The sequence below is a fragment of the Yoonia sp. SDW83-1 genome (assembly GCF_046762885.1).
In the GTDB taxonomy this organism is placed as follows: domain Bacteria; phylum Pseudomonadota; class Alphaproteobacteria; order Rhodobacterales; family Rhodobacteraceae; genus Yoonia.
In genome coordinates this window covers 172,942-197,005 of record NZ_JBKQXO010000008.1, presented here as the reverse complement: position 1 = coordinate 197,005, position 24,064 = coordinate 172,942, and the positions used below count along the sequence as shown (strand labels likewise).

31 protein-coding genes are annotated in these 24,064 nt (G+C 59.5%); 24 read left to right on the top strand and 7 right to left on the bottom strand.

Annotation, left to right across the window (positions count from 1 at the left end; translation table 11 throughout):
* The first annotated feature begins 218 nt into the window (after nt 1-218).
* The 16 genes from ACFWW4_RS12455 (at nt 219) to rimM (ending at nt 9,292) form a co-directional block, all read left to right on the top strand.
* Entirely contained in the window at nt 219-1,142 is a 924-nt protein-coding gene (locus tag ACFWW4_RS12455; protein ID WP_411891149.1) for an alpha/beta hydrolase, read from the top strand.
* 9 nt (nt 1,143-1,151) lie between these two features.
* Nucleotides 1,152-1,508: a hypothetical protein gene (locus ACFWW4_RS12450; protein WP_411891148.1), complete on the top strand. Its 357-nt coding sequence runs from the start codon at nt 1,152-1,154 to the stop codon at nt 1,506-1,508.
* Between the two features lie 23 nt (nt 1,509-1,531).
* A complete protein-coding gene (locus tag ACFWW4_RS12445) occupies nt 1,532-2,026 on the top strand; it encodes a hypothetical protein (protein ID WP_411891147.1) in 495 nt (164 codons plus the stop codon).
* Between the two features lie 6 nt (nt 2,027-2,032).
* Nucleotides 2,033-2,530, top strand: coding sequence for a hypothetical protein (locus ACFWW4_RS12440; protein WP_411891146.1), 498 nt, complete (start codon nt 2,033-2,035; stop codon nt 2,528-2,530).
* 154 nt (nt 2,531-2,684) lie between these two features.
* Nucleotides 2,685-4,175, top strand: a complete 1,491-nt coding sequence (gene ffh, locus ACFWW4_RS12435) for a signal recognition particle protein (RefSeq protein WP_411891145.1) — start codon at nt 2,685-2,687, stop codon at nt 4,173-4,175.
* A 3-nt stretch (nt 4,176-4,178) separates the two neighbouring features.
* Entirely contained in the window at nt 4,179-4,727 is a 549-nt protein-coding gene (locus tag ACFWW4_RS12430) for a GNAT family N-acetyltransferase (RefSeq protein WP_411891144.1), read from the top strand.
* Nucleotides 4,724-5,233, top strand: a complete 510-nt coding sequence (locus tag ACFWW4_RS12425; protein WP_411891143.1) for a GNAT family N-acetyltransferase — start codon at nt 4,724-4,726, stop codon at nt 5,231-5,233. The genes ACFWW4_RS12430 and ACFWW4_RS12425 overlap by 4 nt, the downstream gene beginning before the upstream one ends.
* On the top strand, nt 5,230-5,739 hold the full coding sequence (locus ACFWW4_RS12420) for a GNAT family N-acetyltransferase (protein ID WP_411891142.1): 510 nt from the start codon (nt 5,230-5,232) through the stop codon (nt 5,737-5,739). Before ACFWW4_RS12425 ends, ACFWW4_RS12420 begins: the two co-directional genes overlap by 4 nt.
* Nucleotides 5,736-6,254: a GNAT family N-acetyltransferase gene (locus ACFWW4_RS12415; protein ID WP_411891141.1), complete on the top strand. Its 519-nt coding sequence runs from the start codon at nt 5,736-5,738 to the stop codon at nt 6,252-6,254. Before ACFWW4_RS12420 ends, ACFWW4_RS12415 begins: the two co-directional genes overlap by 4 nt.
* On the top strand, nt 6,251-6,763 hold the full coding sequence (locus ACFWW4_RS12410; protein ID WP_393931725.1) for a GNAT family N-acetyltransferase: 513 nt from the start codon (nt 6,251-6,253) through the stop codon (nt 6,761-6,763). Before ACFWW4_RS12415 ends, ACFWW4_RS12410 begins: the two co-directional genes overlap by 4 nt.
* Nucleotides 6,760-7,260: a GNAT family N-acetyltransferase gene (locus tag ACFWW4_RS12405; protein ID WP_411891140.1), complete on the top strand. Its 501-nt coding sequence runs from the start codon at nt 6,760-6,762 to the stop codon at nt 7,258-7,260. Before ACFWW4_RS12410 ends, ACFWW4_RS12405 begins: the two co-directional genes overlap by 4 nt.
* Nucleotides 7,257-7,823, top strand: a complete 567-nt coding sequence (locus ACFWW4_RS12400) for a GNAT family N-acetyltransferase (RefSeq protein ID WP_411891139.1) — start codon at nt 7,257-7,259, stop codon at nt 7,821-7,823. The genes ACFWW4_RS12405 and ACFWW4_RS12400 overlap by 4 nt, the downstream gene beginning before the upstream one ends.
* The gene (locus ACFWW4_RS12395) at nt 7,816-8,112 is read left to right on the top strand and encodes a chorismate mutase (RefSeq protein WP_411891138.1); all 297 of its coding nucleotides are present in this window, start codon (nt 7,816-7,818) and stop codon (nt 8,110-8,112) included. Before ACFWW4_RS12400 ends, ACFWW4_RS12395 begins: the two co-directional genes overlap by 8 nt.
* Before the next feature lie 40 nt (nt 8,113-8,152).
* A complete protein-coding gene (gene rpsP / locus ACFWW4_RS12390; protein WP_393931717.1) occupies nt 8,153-8,572 on the top strand; it encodes a 30S ribosomal protein S16 in 420 nt (139 codons plus the stop codon).
* 65 nt (nt 8,573-8,637) lie between these two features.
* The gene (locus ACFWW4_RS12385; protein WP_411891137.1) at nt 8,638-8,790 is read left to right on the top strand and encodes a hypothetical protein; all 153 of its coding nucleotides are present in this window, start codon (nt 8,638-8,640) and stop codon (nt 8,788-8,790) included.
* Entirely contained in the window at nt 8,783-9,292 is a 510-nt protein-coding gene (gene rimM, locus ACFWW4_RS12380; RefSeq protein WP_411891136.1) for a ribosome maturation factor RimM, read from the top strand. Before ACFWW4_RS12385 ends, rimM begins: the two co-directional genes overlap by 8 nt.
* A gap of 55 nt (nt 9,293-9,347) precedes the next feature.
* Here rimM and ACFWW4_RS12375 read toward each other — a convergent pair whose 3' ends face one another.
* Nucleotides 9,348-11,150 (bottom strand): substrate-binding domain-containing protein, encoded by a 1,803-nt coding sequence (locus ACFWW4_RS12375; RefSeq protein WP_411891135.1) that lies wholly within the window; start codon nt 11,148-11,150, stop codon nt 9,348-9,350.
* Nucleotides 11,151-11,546: 396 nt separating this feature from the next.
* On the opposite strand from ACFWW4_RS12375, the gene trmD reads away from it, so the two are divergent.
* A complete protein-coding gene (gene trmD / locus ACFWW4_RS12370; RefSeq protein ID WP_411891134.1) occupies nt 11,547-12,350 on the top strand; it encodes a tRNA (guanosine(37)-N1)-methyltransferase TrmD in 804 nt (267 codons plus the stop codon).
* Here the strand turns inward: trmD and ACFWW4_RS12365 are convergent.
* Complete coding sequence (locus tag ACFWW4_RS12365) at nt 12,326-12,964, bottom strand: VPLPA-CTERM sorting domain-containing protein (RefSeq protein WP_411891133.1); 639 nt, start codon at nt 12,962-12,964, stop codon at nt 12,326-12,328. The two genes, trmD and ACFWW4_RS12365, sit on opposite strands and share 25 nt — an antisense overlap.
* 200 nt (nt 12,965-13,164) lie before the next feature.
* Between ACFWW4_RS12365 and ACFWW4_RS12360 the strand changes: the two genes are divergently transcribed.
* The 3 genes from ACFWW4_RS12360 (at nt 13,165) to rpmE (ending at nt 14,651) form a co-directional block, all read left to right on the top strand.
* On the top strand, nt 13,165-13,746 hold the full coding sequence (locus ACFWW4_RS12360) for a YceI family protein (RefSeq protein ID WP_411891132.1): 582 nt from the start codon (nt 13,165-13,167) through the stop codon (nt 13,744-13,746).
* A gap of 288 nt (nt 13,747-14,034) precedes the next feature.
* Complete coding sequence (gene rplS, locus ACFWW4_RS12355; protein WP_411891131.1) at nt 14,035-14,418, top strand: 50S ribosomal protein L19; 384 nt, start codon at nt 14,035-14,037, stop codon at nt 14,416-14,418.
* Between the two features lie 11 nt (nt 14,419-14,429).
* On the top strand, nt 14,430-14,651 hold the full coding sequence (rpmE, locus tag ACFWW4_RS12350) for a 50S ribosomal protein L31 (RefSeq protein WP_320238226.1): 222 nt from the start codon (nt 14,430-14,432) through the stop codon (nt 14,649-14,651).
* A gap of 82 nt (nt 14,652-14,733) precedes the next feature.
* On the opposite strand, the gene ACFWW4_RS12345 is transcribed toward rpmE, so the two are convergent.
* Complete coding sequence (locus ACFWW4_RS12345; RefSeq protein ID WP_411891130.1) at nt 14,734-15,126, bottom strand: four-helix bundle copper-binding protein; 393 nt, start codon at nt 15,124-15,126, stop codon at nt 14,734-14,736.
* 190 nt (nt 15,127-15,316) lie between these two features.
* On the opposite strand from ACFWW4_RS12345, the gene ACFWW4_RS12340 reads away from it, so the two are divergent.
* Nucleotides 15,317-15,991, top strand: a complete 675-nt coding sequence (locus tag ACFWW4_RS12340) for a lysophospholipid acyltransferase family protein (protein WP_411891129.1) — start codon at nt 15,317-15,319, stop codon at nt 15,989-15,991.
* 56 nt (nt 15,992-16,047) lie between these two features.
* On the opposite strand, the gene ACFWW4_RS12335 is transcribed toward ACFWW4_RS12340, so the two are convergent.
* Nucleotides 16,048-17,331: a DEAD/DEAH box helicase gene (locus ACFWW4_RS12335; RefSeq protein WP_411891128.1), complete on the bottom strand. Its 1,284-nt coding sequence runs from the start codon at nt 17,329-17,331 to the stop codon at nt 16,048-16,050.
* Nucleotides 17,332-17,708: 377 nt separating this feature from the next.
* Between ACFWW4_RS12335 and ACFWW4_RS12330 the strand changes: the two genes are divergently transcribed.
* The 3 genes from ACFWW4_RS12330 to ACFWW4_RS12320 all read left to right on the top strand — a co-directional run bounded on the left by ACFWW4_RS12330 (nt 17,709) and on the right by ACFWW4_RS12320 (nt 20,818).
* Complete coding sequence (locus ACFWW4_RS12330; protein ID WP_411891127.1) at nt 17,709-18,221, top strand: DUF4329 domain-containing protein; 513 nt, start codon at nt 17,709-17,711, stop codon at nt 18,219-18,221.
* Between the two features lie 110 nt (nt 18,222-18,331).
* Nucleotides 18,332-19,141, top strand: coding sequence for a division plane positioning ATPase MipZ (locus ACFWW4_RS12325; protein ID WP_411891126.1), 810 nt, complete (start codon nt 18,332-18,334; stop codon nt 19,139-19,141).
* Between the two features lie 57 nt (nt 19,142-19,198).
* Nucleotides 19,199-20,818 (top strand): FMN-binding glutamate synthase family protein, encoded by a 1,620-nt coding sequence (locus tag ACFWW4_RS12320; RefSeq protein ID WP_411891125.1) that lies wholly within the window; start codon nt 19,199-19,201, stop codon nt 20,816-20,818.
* Between the two features lie 51 nt (nt 20,819-20,869).
* Here ACFWW4_RS12320 and ACFWW4_RS12315 read toward each other — a convergent pair whose 3' ends face one another.
* The 3 genes from ACFWW4_RS12315 to leuB all read right to left on the bottom strand — a co-directional run bounded on the left by ACFWW4_RS12315 (nt 20,870) and on the right by leuB (nt 23,906).
* Nucleotides 20,870-21,835 (bottom strand): DMT family transporter, encoded by a 966-nt coding sequence (locus ACFWW4_RS12315; RefSeq protein ID WP_393931690.1) that lies wholly within the window; start codon nt 21,833-21,835, stop codon nt 20,870-20,872.
* Between the two features lie 107 nt (nt 21,836-21,942).
* A complete protein-coding gene (locus ACFWW4_RS12310; RefSeq protein ID WP_411891124.1) occupies nt 21,943-22,611 on the bottom strand; it encodes a VPLPA-CTERM sorting domain-containing protein in 669 nt (222 codons plus the stop codon).
* Between the two features lie 188 nt (nt 22,612-22,799).
* Nucleotides 22,800-23,906, bottom strand: a complete 1,107-nt coding sequence (gene leuB, locus ACFWW4_RS12305; RefSeq protein ID WP_411891123.1) for a 3-isopropylmalate dehydrogenase — start codon at nt 23,904-23,906, stop codon at nt 22,800-22,802.
* Nucleotides 23,907-24,064: the final 158 nt, after the last annotated feature.

Sequence of the window (24,064 nt, the reverse complement as noted above, 5' to 3'; positions counted from 1 at the left end):
CTGCGATAACTGAGGTCTCCGGGCCGCTAAGCCTTGCTACCATCCCACCTGTTAGTGATATTTCTGCTTGGTTGCAGCAATTTCGGCGAAGCCTCCGACATAGGTGCCGCCGGGGTGTTCTGCGCACGCCGCATCAATCGAAGCAATGTCTTAGCAACCCGGCGCGCCGCTGTCAGCCACCGCTTGACCGCATTGCCCATCACCGCAAGAGTGCGCCCATGCTGTCCCGTCACCAGACATTCTGGAACCTATATGCGCGGCTGGTCCAGAAACCGGCTCTTGCCCTGATCGGATATCAGCCGCTGGCCCGTAAGGTGGCTGATCTGAACGCTGTTCTGACGCTGAAAGCCCCTGCCGATCTGCGGCTGACCGACCGGACGCTGACCCATGCGGATCAAACGGTGAAGGTGACGCTTTGCCAGACGGGCCTGGAGCCTGCCGGGGGCACGATGCTTTATCTCCACGGCGGGGCGTTCATGATCGGCAACTTGCGCATGTACCGGCATCTGGTCGCCCGCTTGGGTGACGCCGCCGGGCAGCGGGCGTATTTCCTGCATTACGGGCTGGCCCCGGAACACCCCTATCCCATCGCCTTGGATCAGGCGACTGTCGCTTATCAGGCCCTTTGCGCTGATCCGGACGCGGGGCCGATCAGCATTGCCGGGGACAGTGCGGGCGGCAATCTGGTTTTTGCCTTGCTGCACCGCATTTGCAGCCGTGACCTGCCCCGGCCTGCCGCAGTGGTGGCCCTGTCGCCGCTGACCGATATGCGGATGACCGGCGCGTCCCTGCGCACAAATGCAAAGTCCGACCACCTCGTCGCCCCCAGTTGGGCGCGACGCGGGAAGGAGTCCTATCGCGCAGGCCACGATCCGGCAGACCCGGAATTGTCGCCAGTGCTGGGCGATTTCACCGGCGCGCCGCCCTGCCTGATCCATGCAGACGACACGGAAATACTGCTCGATGATGCGCGCGCCATCGCCGATGCCCTGCGCGCCCAAGGGGTTTCGGTAGAGGTGAATATCAGCCACGGCCGCACCCATGTCTGGCATCTGAATGTCGGGCGCAGCCCCGAAGCGGACGCGTCCGTCGCCGAGATCGGGCAGTTCATTCAGCGCGTGACTTCGCCAAAATCGCCCTAACTGAGGGGGATGAACCGGACCACTGCCCTGACCCTTCTCAAAGCTGCGCTGACCGTGGCCTTCCTTTATTTCGGGCTGCGCAAGCTGCTGAGCTATCACGTCGATGTCGCGATTTACGAGGCGATCGGGTTTGGCCAGTTCCCCCGCTACATCACCGGATCGGTCGAGGTTCTGGGGGCCGCCCTTTTGTGGAGGCGTGGTGCGGAAGGTTTCGCCGGCTTGCTACTGTTGGCCACGATGATCATTGGACTAAGCGCGCTGTTGATCTGGGTTGGCCCGCCTTACTGGCATATGCTGCTGCTGATGGCCGGGTCGGCCACCGTGGCCATGGCGCATCGCGAACAGGTCGTGCGCTTGATCCGCTAGGGCCGTCGGCTTACCTATTACACATGAAGATTGTACGCAATCAGCCGGATATCCTGATCCTGCAATCGGCCCCATGGGTGCTGGGCGGGGTTCTGGTGGCCGCCATCATTCTGCTGACCGGTCTGGGTTTGTACCTGATGGCCGGAGGCAATAGCGGCGCGGCATTTCTGTGTTTTGCCTTCGGGCCCGGATTTACCGGTCTTTTCTTTGTCATGTTTGTCCGGCGTGACGATCTGGTGCTGGATCGGCGGCGCAATCTGGTCGAGCTTTATCACGCAAGTGTTCTGGGCCATCAGACAACGCAGCATTGCCTGCATCATCTGCGCCGCGCTATCGTGCAAAGCCGCCGGACACGCCACGGCGATCCGGCATATCGCGCCGCTCTTGAGCTGGATAACGGCGTGCATCGTGACACCGCGCCGGTGACCGAAATATTCGTTGACGGCCCGGATGCGGAACGGGACGCAGCCGCGATCAACCGCTGGCTGGGCGTGTCTGGCCTGCGTGTTGCGGGATAGGCGGACATGACGATTGTCCGCAATACCCCTCAACAGTTGATCCTTCGATCAGTCCCCTGGGTGCTGGGGGTCATCTTTGCTGCGACGATCCTTGGCCTTTCGGCGGCGGGACTGAAAAACCTGGCCGCAGGGCAATACGATACCGCCGCCATGATGTTTCTGTTTGGGCCGGTTTTTATGGGTATCTTTTTTGCCGTCTTCGTGCGCCGCGATGACCTCATCCTTGACCGCAGCCGCAATCTGCTGGAGTTGCGCCATGCGACGGTACGGGGCCGCCGCAAGATCAGGCATGACTTGCATCATCTGAGCCACGCCATGGTGCAGACCAACCATTCCAATGATGGCGAGACATATCGGGTCGCCCTCGTACTGGACGGCGGCATGGACGCAGGGATTCACCCGGTGACCGAGGTTTATACAGGCGGGACCGGGGCGCAGCGAACGGTTGACGTGATTAACGCCTGGCTGGCCATGGATGTTGACTCAGGCCAAAGGCAGGCGTAAACGCCGCACAACACCCGGATAGCGTCAGCTTTCCGGTCCCCGATATCAGGGGATCGCCCTCCGTCAGCGCGTTGCGCCCACGGGGGCGCTACTGCATTTAGCCGCGCGTTCTTATATATGCGTGGCAACCGAAACGACATGAGGGCCTTGGCCGATGTTTGAAAATCTCTCCGAACGCCTGTCTGGTGTTTTCGACAAGCTGACCAAGCAGGGTGCGCTGTCAGAGGATGATGTCAAAACCGCCCTGCGCGAGGTGCGGGTGGCCTTGCTGGAGGCTGACGTGTCCCTGCCCGTCGCCCGCGATTTCGTGAAGGCCGTGCAGGACAAGGCGACCGGTCAGGCAGTGACCAAGTCGATCACCCCAGGCCAGCAGGTCGTCAAGATCGTCCATGATGAGCTGAAGCATGTGCTGACCGGGGATGATGATCCCGGCGCGCTGAAGATCGACAATCCCCCTGCCCCGATCCTGATAGTCGGTCTGCAAGGCTCGGGTAAGACGACGACAACCGCGAAGCTTGCCAAGCGGCTGAAAGAGCGTGAGGGCAAGCGGGTGCTGATGGCCTCGCTCGACACCAACCGGCCTGCCGCGATGGAGCAGCTGGCGATCCTGGGTGGGCAGATCGGTGTGGATACCCTGCCGATTGTCCCCGGTGAAACTCCGGTGCAGATCGCCAAGCGGGCCAAGACGCAGGCCAGCCTTGGTGGGTATGATGTCTATATGCTCGACACTGCGGGCCGCCTGCATATCGATCAGGAACTGATCGCGCAGGCCGCCGAGGTGCGTGATGTCGCCAACCCGCGCGAGACGCTGCTGGTGGTTGACGGTCTGACCGGTCAGGACGCGGTGAATGTCGCGCAGGAGTTCGACGACAAGATCGGGGTGACCGGCGTGGTCCTGACCCGGATGGATGGTGACGGGCGCGGTGGTGCCGCCCTGTCGATGCGGGCGATCACAGGCAAGCCGATCCGCTTTGTCGGTCTTGGCGAAAAGATGGACGCGATCGAAACGTTCGAGCCGGAGCGGATCGCGGGTCGCATCCTGGGCATGGGCGATATCGTAGCGCTTGTCGAAAAGGCGCAGGAAACGATCGAGGCCGAACAGGCTGAACGCATGATGAAGCGGTTCCAGAAGGGCCGGTTCAACATGAATGACCTGAAAATGCAGCTTGAACAGATGATGAAGATGGGCGGCATGGAAGGGATGATGGGCATGATGCCCGGGGCCGCGAAAATGGCCAAGCAGATGGATCAGGCAGGGTTCGATGACAGCATCCTGAAACGCCAGATCGCCCTGATCAATTCCATGACCAAGGCAGAACGGGCGAACCCCGATCTGCTCGCCGCCAGCCGTAAGAAGCGTATTGCCAAAGGCGCCGGTCTGGAAGTGTCCGAACTCAACCGCCTTGTGAAACAGCACAAGCAGATGGCGGGCATGATGAAGAAGATGGGCAAAGGCGGCATGCTGAAACAGGCCATGAAAGGCATGTTCGACAAGGGTGGCGGCATGCCCGACATGAACGACCCCGAGGCGATGGCGAAAGCCGCGAAGGAACTGCAAGGCAAGATGCCCGGCGGTCTGCCCGGACTGGGCGGCGGCGGCATGCAACTGCCCCCCGGCCTGTCGGGTTTCGGAAAGAAGAAGTAACCGATGACCCCCGCCCCCACCCTCCATACGGCGCGGCTGATCCTGCGCGGCCCGGAAAAGCGCGATCTCGCGGCGTTTACCGCGTGGCTCACGCGATCCGAACGCATGGTGCATGTGGGCGGCAATGATACCGAGGGCAATGCATGGCGCGGGTTTCTGGCCGGGATCGGCCATTGGAATTGGCATGGTTACGGTTTTTTCACCGTGGTCGAAAAGGACTCCGGGATTGCGGCCGGCCGCGTCGGCATTCTCAACCATATCGAATGGCCGCAGCCGGAACTGGCCTGGCATATGTATGACGGGTTCGAAGGCAAATCCTACGCGTTCGAGGCGGCCTGCGCCATCCGCGAATGGGCCGGCAAGGAACTGGGTCTGGAGCCGCTGATTTCGCTGATTGCCCCCACCAATTTCCGCTCGATCAAATTGGCCACTCGGCTGGGCTGCAAGGAAGAACGCCGCGCCACGGTACAGGACGAGAAGGTCATCGTATTCCGCCACCTGCGCTATGACGACACCCGCGCCAAGGTCCAACTGGACAAGGTGCGCGCATGATTCCGACACTTACAACAGATCGGCTGACGCTGCGGGTGCCAATGCTGGAGGATTTCCCGGTATTCGAAGCCTATCTGCGCAGTGACCGGTCGCAATATGTTGGCGGTCCGATCACAGATCGCGCAACCATCTCACATGCATTGGGTCATGTGACCGGCCTGTGGATTTTACGCGGTTATTCTTCATTCACCGCCTGCCTGCATGATGGCACCGTAATCGGTATGTTTGGGCCATGGTATCCGATGACCTGGCCGGAACCGGAGTTTGGATGGAGCCTTTGGGACCAACGGTTTGAAGGTGAGGGATATGTTACCGAAGCGATGCGCGTCCTGATCCCGTGGACCTGGCAAAGAACTGATCTAAAGACCGTCGTCGCCCATATCCACCCCGACAACGCCGCCTCGATGCGCGTTGCTGAACGCCTCGGCGCTACGGTTGATCCGGCAGCCCAACCGCCCAATGACAAACCAACCGTCACCTATCGTTTCATGGCGGACGCGTCATGATCCCCACCCTCACCACATCTCGGCTGACGCTGGGCCCGTTCAGCATGGCGCATTACGAGGCGTTTCATGCATTTTGCGCCACGGATCGCTCCAGGTTTCTGGGCGGCCCGACGGATGACCCTCGCGACAGTTGGGACAGTTGCATGCAGGGTCTCGGTCAGTGGATCGCCCGCGGGTACGGTGCGTTCTTCATGACCGAAACAGCCACCGGCACGCCGGTCGGACGCACGCAACTGCGCCATCCGATTGATCTGGACGAACCGGAACTGGCTTGGGCAGTGTACGAGCGTTTTGAAGGCAAGGGCCTTGCCCATGAGGCAGTTCTGGCGGTGCGCGAGTATGCCTATCGGACACTTGGCTTTGCCCCGCTGATGTCGCTGATTGCCTCGGAAAACACCCGCTCCGTCGCGCTGGCCGAAAAGCTGGGCTGTGTGCCGGATGGTGAAAAGGCATATGACAGCGATGTCAGTGTCACAATCTACCGGCATCCGGGGGTTGGCGCATGACCGCGACCTTGCAGACCCCGCGCCTGATCCTGCGCCGCCCCACACCTGCCGACTGGCCGGCATTCCGTGATTTCTATATTTCGGAACGCGCGGCCTCATTGGGTGGTCCTGCCACGCTGGGCAAAAGCTGGCGCCATTTCGCTTCAGAGCTGGGCCATTGGGAGATCCATGGCTATGGCATGTGGACCGTCACCTTGCGCGGCGATGACACGGCGGTTGGTCTGATCGGCCCGTGGACCCCGGTGGATTGGCCCGAGACCGAGATTGGCTGGATCATCCTTTCAGGTGATCTGGAAGGCAAAGGCGTGGCGGCTGAGGCGGCCGCCGCAGCCGTGAAACATGCCTATGAGGTGCTGGGCTGGCACACGGCTGTCAGCTATATCGCGTCAGAGAATACACGTTCGATCCGTTTGGCGGAGAAGCTGGGGGCGGTGCGTGACGATAATGCTCCCAAGCCAGAGGCTTACCCGGATACGCTGGTCTATCGGCATCCTGTACCGGAGGTGTCGGCATGATCCCCGTGCTTCAGACAGAACGCCTGACGCTGCGCGCGCCCTGTTGGGACGATTTTGATGCTTACGCCGCGTTCCGCGCATCGGACCGGGCCAAGCTGCTTGGCGGGCCCTACACCCGCGCCCAAGCCTTTGACCAATTGGCCGAGATCATCGGGCATTGGACCTTGCGCGGCTATGGCCGCTGGATGGTGGCGGATCGCGAGACCGACCAACCGCTGGGCATTGTCGGGTTGTTCTATCCCGAGGATTGGCCGGAACCAGAAATCGCATGGTCTGTCTTTGAAGCGGGAGAAGGGCGCGGGATCGCCTATGAGGCCGCAATGGCGTCGCGCGCTTACGCCTATGACACGCTGGGTTGGACCACTGCGGTCAGCCTGATTGATCCATCCAATACGCGCTCCGTCGCACTGGCCCGGCGCATGGGGTGCATGGACGGCGAAACCTATGATCATCCGACCTATGGCACCCTGCATATCTGGCGGCATCCGGCACCGGGGGATTGCGCATGATCCCGACCCTGCACACCGAACGGCTGACCCTGCGCCCCTACCGGCGCGATGATTTCGCTGCCTATGCGGGTTTCATGGCCTCAGAGCGTGCCTGTTACATGGGTGGGCCTTTTGACCGCGATAAGGCCTGGGCGTGGTTCACAAATGATGTTGCCACATGGGCACTTTATGGGTTTGGAACCTTGGCGATGGTTTATGGCGACAAGCTTGCCGGTGGCGTCGGCCTTGTGCATCCGCCCCATTTTCCTGAGCCTGAATGCGGCTGGTTCGTCTTTGATGGTTTCGACGGCCTTGGGCTGGCGACCGAGGCCGGACGGGCCATTCTGGATCACACCTTCGCCACCACGGACCTGCCGAGCATTGTCAGCTATATCGGTGAACGCAATGATGCTTCGATCCGCGTGGCGCAAAAGCTGGGCGGCGTTCTGGACCCCGATGCTAAGGCCCCCGAAGATGAAGGCACGCTGGTCTATCGTCATATGAGGGGTGCAGCATGACACCCTGGACGAACCGCCCCATAAACGCGCTGGACCAGATCAAGGCCCTTCAGAACGCCGTGCCCGTGATTGAAACCGACCGGTTGATCCTGCGCCTGCCCCTAATCGACGACTGGGCGGTGCTGGAACCGATCTGGACCACCGATCGCTCAATCCATATCGGCGGGCCTTTCACGCCGGAAGCGGCCTGGCTGGATTTCAACCAGCTTGTCGCAGGATGGGTTCTGCGCGGGCATGGCGCGCTGACGATCTGTACCCGGGATGGGGCCGTGCAGGGCATGGTTCTGCTGGGGCATGAGTTTGGCGATCCAGACCCGGAACTGGGCTGGCTTCTGACCGAAGCCGCCGAGGGGCATGGCTATGCGACCGAGGCAGCATCGGCGCTGCTCCCGTTGTGCCGCGATATCTATGGCGACGCATTCGTCAGCTACATCGCAGAGGCGAACACGCCATCAATCCGCATCGCCGAAAAGCTGGGGGCCGTGAAAGGCACCCCGCATCCACGCCGCACCGATGATGTGGTCGCCTATCGTTATACCAGTAAAGGAGGCAGCAATGACTGATGCCGTCACCCGTGCCGCAGAGGTCCTGAAAGGCCACCGCGAAAGCATCGACCGGCTTGATGCCATCCTCGTCTACACATTGGGCGAGCGGTTCAAGCACACACAGGCTGTGGGTCGGCTCAAGGCCGAACACGCCCTGCCCCCGTCCGACCCCGCGCGCGAAGAACAGCAGATCGCGCGGCTGACCGATCTTGCAAACCGGGCCGATCTTGACCCGGAATTTGCCAAGAAATTCCTGAACTTCATCATTCAGGAAGTGATCCAACACCACAAACAACACCAATCCTGAGGGGCATCCCCCTCAAACCCATCTTAAAGGAGAAAACCAGATGGCAATGAAGATCAGACTGGCCCGTGGCGGCTCAAAGAAACGTCCGTTTTATGCGATTGTCGCCGCTGACAGCCGTATGCCTCGCGACGGCCGTTTCATCGAGAAACTGGGCACATACAACCCGATGCTGCCAAAAGACAGCGAAGAGCGCGTCAAGATGAACATGGAGCGCGTGAAATACTGGCTGGGCGAAGGCGCACAGCCAACCGACCGTGTGTCGCGCATGCTGGAAGCTGCTGGCGAGCTGCCCAAGAAAGACCGCAGCAACCCCAAGAAGGGCACACCTGGCAAAGCCGCACAGGCCCGCGCCGAGGAGAAGGCAGAAAAGGCCAAAGCCGCTGAAGAAGCCGCCAACGCGCCTGCGGAAGAGGCCCCTGCAGAGGACGCCCCAGCCGAAGAGGCTGCGGCTGAAGAGTAAGACCCCTTGCCTTGCCCCGAGCGTTCAGGCTTGGGGCGGGCCCATCCTTGGCTTTATGAGGCCGCATGTTCCGCCTGCTGCGTTTGATCATCCTCACAGGTTTCGCTTTCGTTGCGGGCATCCTGTTTGAACGAAACAATGCACAGGATACATGCACCAGTGGCGGTGGTCTTTGGATCGATGATATCTGTGTAGGAGTGGACCTGACCAATGACTGACCGCGTAATCGTTGGGGCCATCGGCGGCGCATTTGGCGTCAAGGGCGAGGTGCGCTTAAAATCCTATTGCGCCGATCCTGCCGCCATTGCCGACTACACCCCGCTTTATACCGAAGACGGGCGCGCCTTTGCCCAGATCGTCCTGACCGGTCAAATGAAGAACGGTTTCGCCGCTCGGCTGGATGGCGTGATCACCAAGGAGGACGCAGACGCGCTGCGCAATGTCAGCCTTTATGCCGACCGGGCGCAGATGCCGTCCCTGCCGGATGACGAATATTACTATGCCGACCTGATCGGCCTGACCGTACTGGACACAGGCGGCGCCACGCTGGGTACGGTCAAGAACGTGATGGACCACGGCGCTGGCGATCTGCTTGAAATCGCCGTACCGGGCCAGGCCGAAACCGTGCTGCTGCCGTTTACCCAGGCCAACGTGCCAACCGTCGATCTGAGTGCAGGCCGGATCATCGTGGACCCGCCCGAAGGGCTATTCACTGCCTAACCAAATAGGCGGTCCTGCTCGGACCGCCTATTTCAGTTGGTTTTACTTGGGCGCTTTACTTGCGCACCCACAGTTCCACGCGGCGGTTGATCGTCCGGCCGTTTGCTTCCGTGTTGCAGACCGATGGTGCCAATTCGCCATAGGCCCGCCGTTCAAAGCTGATCCCCGACAAGCGGTCGCCGCCAATACTGCTAATCGTCTGCGCCACAGAAAGGGCACGCCGTCCAGACAGGCGAACGTTGTTTTCAAAGCCACCCACACTGTCAGCAAAACCCACGATAGCCACCCGCGTACCGTTTGGCAGATCCTCCAGATAGGCAATCAGGCGATCGATGTCGTTCAGTTCCTTCTTGCCCAGCGCAGATGAGCCGGTGGGAAAACGGATCGTCGTGGACAGGCGATCCCAGTCGCGCAGGTCGTCACGCAACTGGCTGGCCAGACGGAACTCCGACTGATCCACCAAATCGCGAAACAGGTTGTCAATACGCGATCGTGGTTGCACCGTCCGTTCAACCGCGAAATTCACAAAGCTGGATTGTGCAATGGCATCATCGGCTTCGGGTGACAGTGCATATTGCAGGAACCGCCGGGCGTCCGATGGCAGGTTGTCGGGCCGGTTATAAAGATAAAGACGACGACCCAGCGGGTATTCCTCTGTCTTCACTGCGAACGATGTGGCCGTTGATGTAATTCCGCATTCGCTGGTCAGGTCCAGCCGGTTCAGGCCCTCGGAATAGGCAAACCCGACATAGCCAATGGCGTAGGGATCGTTGCGCACTGCTGCGGCCATTTCAGGGTTGTCCCCGCCAGGATAGGTGACGCGCGCGGCAAGCGGTGGCTCTTCACCCGAAAACACAGCTTTTTCAAAGACGCCACGGGTGCTGGACCCGTCTTCGCGTGACAGGACGGTGATCGGGGCATTCGGCCCGCCAACCTGCGACCAATTGGTGATCTGGCCCAGATAGATCGCACCAATCTCGCCCATGCTCAGGTCCCGCACCGGGTTGCTGGGGTGGGTGATTACGGCAAGGCTGTCCACTGCGATGACAGTTTCATTTTCGGTGTTGCGCACTTCGCCAGCACCGGCGGCGATCAGGCGTGCAGCCTCGCTGTCTTTGGCAGGTCGTGATGCCATGCCAAATTCGGCGCCGCGTACTTCAAGCGCGTCAAACGCGTCGCCAGACCCGGTAGAGTTGGCAAACAGGCTTGTGACCTCAACTCCTGATGCGTTGACATAACGCATGTAGGTTTCAGTTTCCGAAAGATCGGTTTTCTGCGCTGTCGCGCCCAGAAAATCGGCATAGTCCTCCATCAGATAGGGCAGCAGACCCAAACCCACGGTATCGGAACCCGCGAAACGGACCCGCGCGCTGGCCGGATTGACACGTGGCGCTGCGGGCGAAGGTGCCGTCGCCGACGCTTTTAATATCAAGCCGCTTGGACATCCCGGACCACTGCACGTGACCCCTTCTGTCCTGATCTGCATCATGCCCAGGCCTTCGGTCTGAATGATATAGTGGTCGCCTTCCACTGCATCTATTTTGCCCGCGATGTTCATCGAACTGTCAGGCGCTGTCAGCATGACCGCTCCACCGCGCTGAAAGACAGGTTCAACCGTCGGACAGGCATTGCCGAAACAGGTCACACCGTCGGGGGAAATTGTCATTTCCCCGGCAGCAGTGCTGAGATGATAGCTGTTGTTATCGATGCCCAACAACTCGCCTGAAATGGCCATCCCGCCATCTGAGGCCTGAAGGATCACTGTCCTGTCAGACTGCGCGGCGGCCATTGTGGCCAACACACCGAATGACGTCGTTGCCAGCAGGACACGGATTCCGGTTGCTCGCTTTGTAACCATTTCAAAAAACTCCAACTCGCTAATTAACCAGCCTGCAAGTCATTGCATGCTTATGCAAATAGTTGCCTATAATTTAGGCAAACCTATGACGAGCCGCCAGTTTGTTAAAGGAACGTTTAAGTTGGTGGCGGTGGTAGGTTTCCCGGCAGCCCGCCAGCCTGATTTGCACAACAATATCTTGTGTTTGCCGCGAACATTCAGGACAGTCCACAGACCGCTGATAGGTGTGGAACGCCACAGCGTGCCGTCGGTGATGTGGTCGAATTATGGCGAGTATCGAAGGCTGTCTATCGCATAACGCCACCTCAGCGAGGGCAAATCCATGGTATCGATGACAAAGACACCCGGCCCCGTCAGGTCATTTCCTTGGCCCGCGGAATCCCCTAAGACAGCGCCATGACAGACAAGACCCCGAAATCGGCTGGCCGCCTCAAGGTCCGCCCAACCCTGCAGCCGCGTGAGCTGATGACCGATACTCCGGCCCTTGCGGGCGCGTGGACTGCGCAGATCATCACCCTGTTTCCGCAGGCCTTTCCGGGCGTGCTGGGCGAAAGCCTGACTGGCAAGGCACTGCAGGACGGGTTGTGGCAGCTGGAAACATTCGATCTACGCCAATACGGGATTGGCAAGCACCGCAATGTCGATGACACGCCTGCCGGTGGCGGGGCGGGTATGGTCCTGCGCGCCGATGTATTGGAGGCCGCGATCACCGATGCCCGTGCAGGCGCGCGCGGGATCATGCCGCTGGTCTATCTGTCACCACGCGGATGCCGGTTTGATCAGGCGATGGCACGCAACTGGGCGCGCGGTGACGGGGTGACCATGCTTTGCGGCCGGTTCGAAGGGGTGGACGAACGGGTCCTGACGCATTTCGGTATTCAGGAGGTTAGCCTTGGTGATTTTGTCTTGACCGGCGGAGAGATCGCAGCACAGGCCATGATCGACGCCACCGTGCGCCTGCTGCCCGGCGTACTGGGCAATGCCGACAGCGCAGTCGAGGAAAGCTTTGCCACCGGACTTCTGGAACATCCGCAATACACCAAACCCGCCGAATGGCAGGGCCACGCGATCCCGGACGTGCTGCTGTCAGGCAATCACGCCAAGATTGCTGAATGGCGGCAGGCCATGGCCGAAGAGATCACAAAGGTCCGGCGGCCCGACCTGTGGGCCGCCTATCAGGCGCGCAAGGGCAATAACTGACGGCCGCGTATCAGACCCAGCGCACCAAGGCCGGACAACAGTAGAACCATCCCCGCAGGCAGCGGGATCGGCGCGGTGGAACCTTCGAAACTGACGGTCTGGTTGAAGCCGATATTGTCATCGGCCAGTGACACGAACGCCCCGCTGAAAAAGCCTGACATACTGGCCCCTGACAGGAACATGGTCAGATCGGCGGCTGATGTGATGGGCAGGAACCCGGGCGTGCTGGTGTAGACGAACTCATACGCCCCGGCAGAGATGAAAAAGCCGGGGAAAGTCCCCGTCAGCCCGCCCAACTGGCCGCTGATTGTCACCGTTCCGGTGCTGCTGTCCTGCGCAAAGGTCTTTTGAAAGAACGATCCGGCGATGCCGCCGCCGATCTGGGCGCTGAAAAACGCGTCCTGCAGGGCAAAGTTGAAATCGGTCTCGGTTTCGTCGATGATAACGCCGCCAGTGCCCATTTCACCCACCGTGGCAGAGCCGAAAAAGCCGACCCCTTGCGGGCCGCCGTCACCTGTCACGGATGTCAGGATCAGGTCATAACTGAAGGTGGCAGCGCTGGCAGAAGCGGTGAATGTAAACAGCACACAAAAAATGCAGATGATCTTATGCATCACAAAATCCTTTCCTTAAATGCGGATAGCATAGTCGAAAAACGTGTTTCTGACAATTGTTGGCGCAAACCCGAACCGCGGCCGCAGTGGTTGCATGCCGTTCACAATCTCGCGCCCATGGGCTGAAAACCGACAGTGTATGCGCTAAGGCTGAGAAGGCAGGACGCACTGGACCTGCTTTCATCGAATGGAGCGACCTCATGCTGACGATCTTCAAGACCGCCACACTTGCCCTTACCCTGATGTCTACCGCCGCCTTGGCTGACACCTGGACGCTGGACAGCGACCGATCAGTTCTGGGTTTCGGATCGATCAAGAACGACGACACCGGCGAGGCGCATGTATTCCAGCGATTGTCGGGCAGTGTGAACGATGACGGACAGGCGGTGATCGACATCGACCTGACATCGGTCGAAACCAACATCGATATCCGTAATGAACGGATGCAGGAACACGTCTTTGGTCCGGCAACCACCGCGACCCTGACGGCCAATGTCGACATGGACCAGATCGCAGCGCTACGTGTCGGCGACAGCACCGTGACCGAGATCGAGGGTGATGTAGGCTTTCTGGGGCAGGACATTCCGGTGTTTCTGGATGTGTTCATCATGCGCATGAGCGAAGATCAGGTGCTGGTGACAACCAACAGCATGCTTTTCGTCAGTACCGAAGAGGCCGGGATCAATGCCGGGATCGATATGCTGATGGAGATTGCAGGGCTGGACGGGATCACCCGGACATTCCCGGTCACATTGCGGCTGATCTTCGACGCGACAGCCTGAAAACAGGCACTTTTGAAGGTATGACCCCTTGATCCGATGCACACGGGCTCGTATACGGGCGCATCTTCGGATCGGGTAACCGATTCCGGGGGTTGATCTATGGAACCACTGGAGCGCTGGACGACCCTTCGTTGGGTCATGATCCACCAGACAGGCCGGACGATCACAAAAAACAAACGATGACGGCACCCTGCGGCGGGCGGCATGACCGGACCCGGAAACGACACGCAGCTCTGACGCCACGAAGACACGTCACGGGACAACCCGTGCTAGATTTAGGAGCGGATCATGGATTTGATCGCACAACTCGAAGCCGAGCAGATTGCTCAGCTGGGGAAAAAGATCCCCGATTTCAAAGCGGGTGATACCATCCGCGTCGGTTACAAAGTGACCGAAGGCACACGCACCCGTGTGCAGAACTACGAAGGCGTCTGCATTGCCCGCAAGAACGGCAAAGGCATCGCCGGGTCGTTCACAGTTCGCAAGATTTCCTTTGGTGAAGGTGTGGAACGTGTGTTCCCACTCTATTCCACCAATATCGACAGCATCGAGGTCGTCCGCCGTGGTCGCGTGCGCCGCGCCAAGCTGTATTACCTGCGTTCGCGCCGTGGTAAATCCGCACGGATCGCAGAGGTCGCAAACTACAAGGCCCCCAAGGGCGCTGAAGCGTAAGGACGTCAGCTATGAAAAAAGATATTCACCCCGATTATCACATCATCGACGTCAAGATGACCGATGGCACCGTGGTGCAAATGAAATCGACCTGGGGCAAGGAAGGTGACACCATGTCGCTGGATATCGACCCCTCTGTTCACCCGGCCTGGACCGGTGGCGGCACCCGCCTGATGGATGCCGGCGGTCGCGTGTCGAAGTTCAAGAACAAATACGCCGGTCTGGGTTTCTAAGATCGAGATGGGTCAAGACCCATCTTACGCTGTTGCAACGCCGCTCCGTTTTGGGGCGGCGTTTGTTTTTGAGCAGCAACGATCAAAGGTTCTGCGCAGCCTTCCGACAATCCGCCGCACATTCCCGGCACATGCGTGCGCAACGAACGCAATGCGCGTCGTCATGCATCTCGCACATCTCGGCGCAGGTATCGCAGGCCTTGGCGCACATCTCCAGCATCGCCTTCAGTACCTCTTCGTTCGCGCCGGTCCGCCGGCTGGCCACCCGGAAGGTCGCGTTGCAGATATCGGCGCAATCCATGCATTTGCGGATGCAGTCCGCGCGATCCGCAGCGTCTGGTTCTGCCGCGCAGGCGTCAGCGCAAGAATTGCAGATGGCTGCGCAATACATGGCGTGCCGCACCGCTTCGGTCAGGATGTCGTTGTCATGACCCGCCACATCGGGGTGTTCGGCAATCATTTCCTTGATGGACATGGGATTTCCTTTTTCTTTACAACAAGAAAACATCTTGGCCACAGATTGGTTCCGCGTGGCTGATGCGGGAATGCGACAAGATGATCCGAAAACCACCCTTTCGGGATTACATTCAGACGCAGGTTGATAAGGTGACCTCAAAGCGCAGAAGAGTTTTCATGTTCCGATCAAACCAACCCGAACGTCCCAAATGCTAGCTTTCCTTGACGCGACCGTCGGCAAGTGGCTGCGGCATTTCTTTTTTGTACTGGTCCGCACCTATTATGCGCTGTTCTATAATGTCAGCTGTGCCAACAAGCACCTGTTACAAGACCAGCATGGTACGCTGATCCTCGCCACGCATGTCAGCCGCCACGACGGGCCGCTGATCTCGGCGCTGCTTTATTCGACGATGCGGATCAGGCCGACGGTGCATTACCACGAATATTACAACTGGGTTCAGTGGTTTCCCATGATGGTCGCAGGGGCCATCCCGATGAGCTCGCCCAAAAGCTGGCCCGAGGAGAAGCGCAAAGCCCGCAAGACGCAGACGCTGCAGACCATCCGGGACAGCCTGGCCCGCGGAGATTCCCTTCTGCTGTTTCCGGCAGGTCGTGTTCGCCGCCAGGAAAGAGAGATCGTCGAGCCCTACCTGTCAGGCGTACATGACATTATCCGAGCACAACCCGACACCCCGCTGATGCTGCTCAAGATTGATGGGCTGGGGCAGTTTCAGTACGCCAAGCACGACCTGTTCTGGAGCTTTCTGGGCATCACCAAAGGGCGCAGGCATGTCAGCGTAACGATCACACCTATCGAAAAGCTTGATGCCTCAATGGAGCGTGAAGCGTTCAACGCCCATCTGGCAGCACTTCTGAACGACTGAATGGATCGCCGGCACCGGCGAGGTCCCGGACCAGCTCCGGGACCGGTTTTCCAATATCAGGCCGCCGATTTTCCGCGTGACCGGTTGCCGCCACTGCGCCGCCGCTGTCCGCCGGGCTTGCCACCGGCCGGTTTACCCTGCCGCTGACCGCCACCGCCGCCACGCCGTCCGCCGCCACCACCATTGGGTCGCTTTTTCTGGCCTGGCTGGATTTCCCACCGGCGACCAGAGGCGACGGGGATCGTTTCCTTCATCGCCTTCTCAATGTCCTGCAACTCGATCATCTCGTCCGGAGCGACCAACGCAATCGCGGCCCCGTCGGCCCCGGCCCTTGCGGTCCGCCCGATCCGGTGAACATAGTTTTCCGCCACATTGGGCAGATCATAGTTATAGACATGGCGCACATCAGGGATGTCGATGCCACGGGCGGCCACATCCGTGGCTACAAGCACCCGTACCTTGCCTGCCTTGAAGGCGGCAAGCGCGCGTTCGCGCTGACCCTGGGATTTGTTGCCGTGGATGGATGCGGCGGCAAAGCCCTTTTTCTCAAGCACTTTATACAGCTTCTCGCAGCCATGTTTGGTGCGGCCAAAGACCAGCGCCAATTCGTCCCGATGAGCGTCGAGCAATTCGACCAGCAGGTCCATCTTGGCGGCTTGCGCCACGAAATGCACCGATTGGTTGATCTTCTTGACCGCCTGACCCGGCGGGTTCACCTGCACGCGCACCGCGTCCTTCAGATACGTATCGGCCAGTTCGTTCATCAGCTTCGGCATGGTGGCCGAAAACATCATGGTCTGGCGATCCTTGGCCAGCAGGGGTGCGATCCGGCGCAGCGCATGGATGAACCCCATGTCGAGCATCTGGTCGGCCTCGTCCAGCACCAGATAGATCGTTTCGTCCAGCCGCACCGCGCGGCGGTCCAGCAGGTCGATCAGACGACCGGGGGTAGCGACCAGCAGGTCAACACCGTTTGCGAGCCGCTTGGTCTGGGCAACAATGCCGGCACCACCGACCACTAGCGCCACTTTCAGGTGGCTACCCTTGGTATAGGCGGTCAGGTTGTCGGCAATCTGCTTGGCCAGTTCGCGAGTGGGCGCAAGGATCAGACCGCGCACCGTCTTGGGGTTCGGCTTGACCCCGGCCTTCATCAGGGCGTGGATCATCGGCAGGCCAAAGGCCGCCGTCTTGCCCGTGCCGGTCTGGGCCAGACCCATCACGTCGCGCCCGTTCATGGCGTGCGGAATAGCCTGTTTCTGGATCGGGGTGGGATCGGTGATCCCCTGTTCTTTCAGTATGTTAATCAATCGGGGCGCAAGGCCCAGCATGTCAAAATCCATGGAATGGATATCCTATTTTTTGCAGGGCGTGGCCCCGCGCATATATGTCGGCCCATGACCGGATGTCATGAACGCGTGCAAGGTTGCGCCATATGCTGACAGCCTGAACCGCATTGTCCGGGCGCCGATCTGGCGCGGGACCCCTGCGTGATGTGGGAACCGGGAGGTTTGGTCGATGCCTTGCGATGGACATTTGTCCCGCTCTGCTCACGCGGCAGCTTGCATCGGTTGACTGGCACATGAGGGTTTGCAGTGCCGCTGTCAAGGTCAGCGTACATCCGGGATCCGGAAAACCCTGCGTCGTGGCGCAATCCTCATTTCGCGATCGACCCAAATCCAATAGGTGAAGGATGATAAAGATTTCGAGGTTGCCAATGATGAGACACCTAATCCCGCTGTTGCTTTTGCCTGTCGGCGCGCTGGCCCAGCCTGCCGGTGAACAAAGCCTTGTCATGGATGTGTTCGCATCGCTGCAACCCGTTTCAATCGGTGAAAATGTCGAATATTGCGGCTATGTCGGGTTTGATGCCGCCGGCGTGCTTGTCGCCTCGCCACCAACGCGCGGGGATGAAGCATCCTGCCTGTCCGATGATCCGCAGGACATCGCGGTCATCACTGCCTCTTATCACACGCATGGTGCCTTCGCCCCCGACTACTTCAACGAAGTTCCCAGCGGCGACGATATGGAAGGTGATGAGGAGGAAGGGATCGACGGCTGGGTCGCCACCCCCGGCGGGCGTCTGTGGTATATCGACACCACGGATATGGTGGCTTTTCAGGTCTGTGGGCTGGGCTGTTTGCCCAGCGATCCGGGTTTTGTCGCCGGTGACATGGGTACCATCGCCGACAGCTACGCCTATGATGATCTGGTCAAGCGACTGGAAGAGTAGCCCACCTATCGCAACGACCAAAAAACTGGCCCCTGACCTGATGTAGCGCTTTCCCTGCGCGCACCCCCATCATAATGTGCGTCAAATCACCAAAGACCGGGGCAGACTGCGTGGCGCATATCATCGTTGTGGGCAATGAAAAGGGTGGCGCGGGCAAGTCCACCGTGTCCATGCATGTGGCCACCGCGCTTTCACGCATGGGCCACAAGGTCGGCACGTTGGACCTTGACCTGCGCCAGCAGACGCTGGGCCGCTATATCGCCAACCGGCAGACGTTCCTGGCAAAGGAAGGGTTGAACCTGCCCACGCCTGACTATGCCGAACTGCCAGATATTGACCCCGCCAGTCTTCAACCGGGCCAGAATGCGCAGGACCAGGCCCTGTCGCAGGCGGTCGAGGCGATGCACGATGTCTGCGATTTCATCCTGATCGACTGCCCCGGCTCCCATACAAGGCTCAGCCAGTTGGCGCATGCCATGTCAGACACGTTGATCACACCGCTCAATGACAGCTTTGTCGATTTCGATCTTCTGGCCCATGTGGATGGCGAGGGTGAAGAGATTATCGGCCCTTCGGTCTATTCCGAAATGGTCTGGAACGCGCGGCAGATGCGGGCGCAGGCGGGTATGAACCCCATCGATTGGGTGGTGGTGCGCAACCGGTTGGGGACCACCGCGATGATCAACAAGGAAAAGATGCAGCGCGCGATTGCCAAGCTGGCCAAGCGGATCGGGTTTCGGGCCGCCCCCGGCTTTAGCGAACGGGTGGTGTTTCGCGAACTCTTTCCCCGCGGTCTGACCTTGCTGGATCTGCGCGATATCGGCGTGACCAGCCTGAGCATGTCCAACATCGCCGCACGGCAGGAACTGCGCGAGTTGATCAAAGCGCTTGATCTGCCGGGTGTCGCACCGGATTTCTAGCCTTCCGCTTCCCGTTGTGCCCACCTAACATCCATTCGAAATCTGGGAGGATCCATTTTGCGAAATCTGTGGGAATTGGAACGGTTTACGACGCTGGCATTGGTTTGTGCCCTGACAGTGATTTGCTTTGTTGTGGGTTTCTGGTTTCCGTGGGTGTTCATCCTGTGCCTTGGCTTTGGTGCCCTTTCGGTGCTGGGCTTTCGTGACCTGCAACAGCCGCGCCATTCGATCCTGCGCAACTATCCTGTGCTGGGCCATATGCGGTTTCTGTTCGAAGGGATCCGTCCCGAGATCCGGCAGTACCTGATCGAAAGCGATCAGGACGAACAGCCTTTCAGCCGCGAACAACGCTCACTGGTCTATCAGCGCGCAAAGGGCGAAGAGGACAAACGCCCCTTCGGCACGCAGGAAGCGGTGTATGAGGCCGGATATTCCTGGCTCACCCATTCGGTGCAGCCGACCCATTTCGACGATAACGATTTCCGGGTGATGATCGGCGGGCCGGATTGCAAGCAACCCTACTCCGCCTCGCTCTATAACATCTCCGCGATGAGCTTTGGGTCGCTGTCGGCCAATGCCATTCTGGCGCTGAATACCGGGGCGAAGAAGGGCGGGTTCGCCCATGACACCGGCGAAGGCGGGATCAGCCGCTATCACCGCGAACCAGGGGGCGATCTGATCTATGAAATCGGATCCGGCTATTTCGGTTGCCGCAATGATGATGGCAGCTTCAGCCCGGACAAATTCGCCGAACAGGCCGCCAGCGATCAGGTCAAGATGATCGAGGTGAAGCTGAGCCAGGGGGCCAAACCGGGCCATGGCGGGATGCTGCCCGCCTCCAAGATCACGCCGGAAATCGCAGAGGCGCGCGGCGTGCCCATGGGCGTTGATTGCGTGTCACCCGCAGCCCACAGCGCCTTCTCCAACCCGATTGAATTGATGGAGTTTCTGGGGCTCCTGCGCGAAAAATCCAGGGGCAAACCGATCGGTTTCAAGCTTTGCATCGGGCACCGGCGCGAATTCATGTGCATGGTCAAGGCGATGCTGGAAACCGGGATCGTGCCGGATTTCATTGTGGTGGACGGCACCGAAGGGGGCACAGGTGCGGCCCCGCTGGAATTCGCCAACCATGTCGGCATGCCCATGGTTGAAGGACTGACATTCGTGCACAACACGTTGCGCGGCGCCGGCATCCGCGATCAGGTCAAAATCGGGGCAGCGGGCAAGCTTGTCAGCGCCTTTGACATCGCCCGGGCGCTGTCGCTTGGGGCGGATTGGTGCAATTCGGCCCGCGGTTACATGTTCGCCATCGGCTGCATTCAGGCCCAAGCCTGCCATACCAATCACTGCCCTGTGGGCGTGGCCACGCAGGACCCGCTGCGCGCACGTGCGCTGGATGTGGGCAATAAAAGCCAGCGGGTGGCGCGGTTTCATGACAACACGCTGAAAGCGCTGGGTGAAATGGCTGGGGCCGCAGGGCTGAAAAACCCCTGCGAATTCCTGCCCTATCACTTCATGGCGCGGCGCAGTGACGGACAAATGACCGAAGCGGCAGATGTCTATACCTACATGCCTGAGGGCTTTCTGCTGGACGACAGCCCGGATGAACACGGCTACAAGGAACGTTGGGCCCGCGCAAACGCCCATAGTTTCGCGCCACCTGAGGCCGCGCGCTGACAATTTACTTACAAAGGGAAATTGCCAAGAATTTTCGAAAATTCTTGTGGCTCACTCCTGCCGGGGCGGTGTCTTGCCAGCTAGACGCATGACCATGCTGACGCGCGGCGTCGTACCGGTCTCTGACCGCGACCGTGTGCGCAGGACCGGCGTATTTTCAGACGTACCGCTGCGGCTTTCGCGCAGGACAATATACAGACCACTGCAGATGATAATCCCTGCGCCAATCATGGTGGCCTGATCAACCACCTCGTCAAAGAACAGCAGACCAAACCCGGTCGCCCAGATGATCTGGCTATATTGCATCGGTGCGATGATCGCCGCCTCCCCTACCTGATAGGCAGCGATGACAAAGCGGCTGGCGATCCAGGCAAAGACGGCAGTGATCCCCAACATGCCCAGATGCTCAATCGGCATCGGCTGATAAACGAATGGCAGGGCGCAGGCCATGACCACAAAGTTCACCACCATGGGATAAAGCAGCATGACCACGGGCCGTTCTTCTGACCCGATCTTGCGCACAACGATGGACGCCACAGACCCGCAAATCGCAGCAGACAGGGCTGCCAAATGGCCCAGCGACAATTCGGTTTGTCCGGGGCGCAGTACCACCAGCACGCCCGCGAGTCCCACCAGTACCGCCAGCCAGCGGCGCAGGCGCACCTTTTCGCCCAGCACCGGAATGGCCAGCACCGTAATCAACAAGGGCGAGGCGAACAGGATCGCATAGGTCTGCGCCAGCGGCAGAACCGAAAACGCATAGAATGCCGACACACCCGTCACTACCGCCGCCCCGGTCCGCAAGGCCAGCCACCAGGGATGCACCGGCACCAATGTGCCAGGTGTCGCATCGCGCATCAGCATGACGGTCGCCAGCGGAAAGCTGAGCAACACACTGAAAAACACGATCTGAATGGGTGAATAGATGCCGCCCAGGAATTTGACGAACACATCATGGGTGGAAAACACGCCAAAGGCGATCAATGCGAACAAGGCACCTTTGACATTTGGGGACATGGGTCAATCCTTTGTGCAGTTACCGCTAACTGACAAAGGAATGACCATAGGTCAACGCAAAGGGGCGGCCCAATGGACCGCCCCTGCAAAATTCTATCAGACTGTGATCAGGCTGCGCGACGGCGCAGGAACCCAAGACCAAACAGACCGGTCAGCAATAGAAGTGCACCGGCAGGCAGCGGTATGGCCGCGGTATCAACGTCGATACGCCCAATCCGGAAGTTGTCAAACCGACCATCAGCACCAAAGCTGATCGACTGGCCAGAGGCCACGGTCAGCGATGCCAGGCTGAACGGATTGCTGTTCGAGATATTGATTTCCTCACGCACTAGCGCGCCATCAACGAAAACGTCAAAGTCATCATTCCAGTCCACACCAGTGAACAGGATCGAGGTGAAATCAACAACGCGGTCGAATGCAAAGGTGATCAGATCGTTGCCGTGGTTGCCATCAATCGAGCTGCCGTCCCAGAAGCCGTCAATCCCAAGGCCCGCGCTTGTCTGGCGCACATAACGATGCCCCCAGAAACCGCAACCGCCGTCGGAACAGTCGCTATCGATGATCGTGTCATTGGGCTGACCTGCGGGCGCACGGTAGCGTCCTGCGGTTACATCAACGCTGAGCCCGTCAACTGTTGCAGAATAGCTGCCATAGCCCGAGGAACTGTTGGCTGGCCCGCCATTCATAAAGTCGAAACTGATGGTAGCTGCCATTGCTGGCATCGCGATCAGTGTAGCCGCTGCGGCTGCCGCGATTCTCTTAACGATATAATTCATTGTTTTTCCAATAATTTTTATAACCGATTATCGAACTCGTGTTTACCTTCTGTTAACACTACCTTTTTTTGGCCTCAATTGCCAGCGTTACACCCGAAAAACACCACATTCCGGACACTTTCAACCGGGCCGTGCAGGGCACTCTGCCAGTCGCCCACGGCGAGCACGGCCCTTGGTTGATTTCGATGCTATAGACTCGCGTCCAGTGCGCCGATGATCACATCGCCCATCTGTGTGGTGGACAGTGGCGTTCCACCATCCGGCCCCATCAGATCACCTGTGCGCGCGCCATCCGCCAGAACCTTTTCGATTGCGGCCTCCAGACGATCCGCCTCGGCCCCTTCGTCAAAGGAATAACGCAGCGCCATGGCAAAGCTCAGGATACAGGCGATCGGGTTGGCTTTGCCCTGCCCGGCAATATCCGGTGCTGAACCGTGGACAGGTTCATACATCGCCTTGGGCCGCCCATTGGCCATCGGCAGACCCAGTGACGCGGACGGCAGCATACCCAGTGACCCGGTCAGCATCGCCGCACAATCCGACAGGATATCGCCAAACAGGTTATCGGTCAGGATCACGTCGAACTGCTTGGGCGCGCGGACCAGCTGCATCGCACCGTTATCGGCATACATATGGCTCAGCTCAACATCGGCATAATCGGTCTGATGGACCTCAGTGACCACATCGCGCCACAGGATGCCGCTTTCCATGACATTGGCCTTTTCCATCGAACAGACCTTGTTCGACCGTTTGCGCGCCAGATCAAATGCGGCACGGGCAACCCGTTCAATCTCGGCCTCAGTATAACGCTGGGTATTGATGCCCACGCGCATGTTGTCCTCGGTATGGATGCCGCGCGGCTCGCCGAAATAGACGCCCGAGGTCAGTTCGCGGACGATCATGATATCAAGGCCTGCAACCACATCCTTTTTCAGCGAAGAAAAGTCAGCCAGCGCATCGAAACACTGGGCCGGACGCAGATTGGCAAACAGGTCCATTTCCTTGCGCAGGCGCAACAGCCCGCGCTCGGGCTTCAGGCTAAAATCCAGATTGTCATATTGCGGGCCGCCCACAGCGCCCAGCAGCACCGCGTCAACCTCTTGCGCCTTGGCCATCGTTGCGTCCGTCAAAGGCACGCTATGGGCATCATAGGCGCAGCCCCCCACCAGATCCTCTGACACGTCAAATGTCAGGTCACGCTTGTCGCCAAACCAATCAATGATCCGCTTCACCTCTGCCATGACTTCGGGGCCGATGCCGTCACCGGCGAGGATCAAGAGGGATGGGTTTGGCATGAGGCACCTTTTGTCACAATTATGGTTCGCCTCGACCTAGCGTGACCGCTGCAAAGGTGCAAGCAAACGGCGACATATGGCTGCCCCGAAAGGGGGACGCGCGGCATCATTACCGACCGGCATGGCGGGTCGCAGCCAATACGACCTGCTCAAATGAA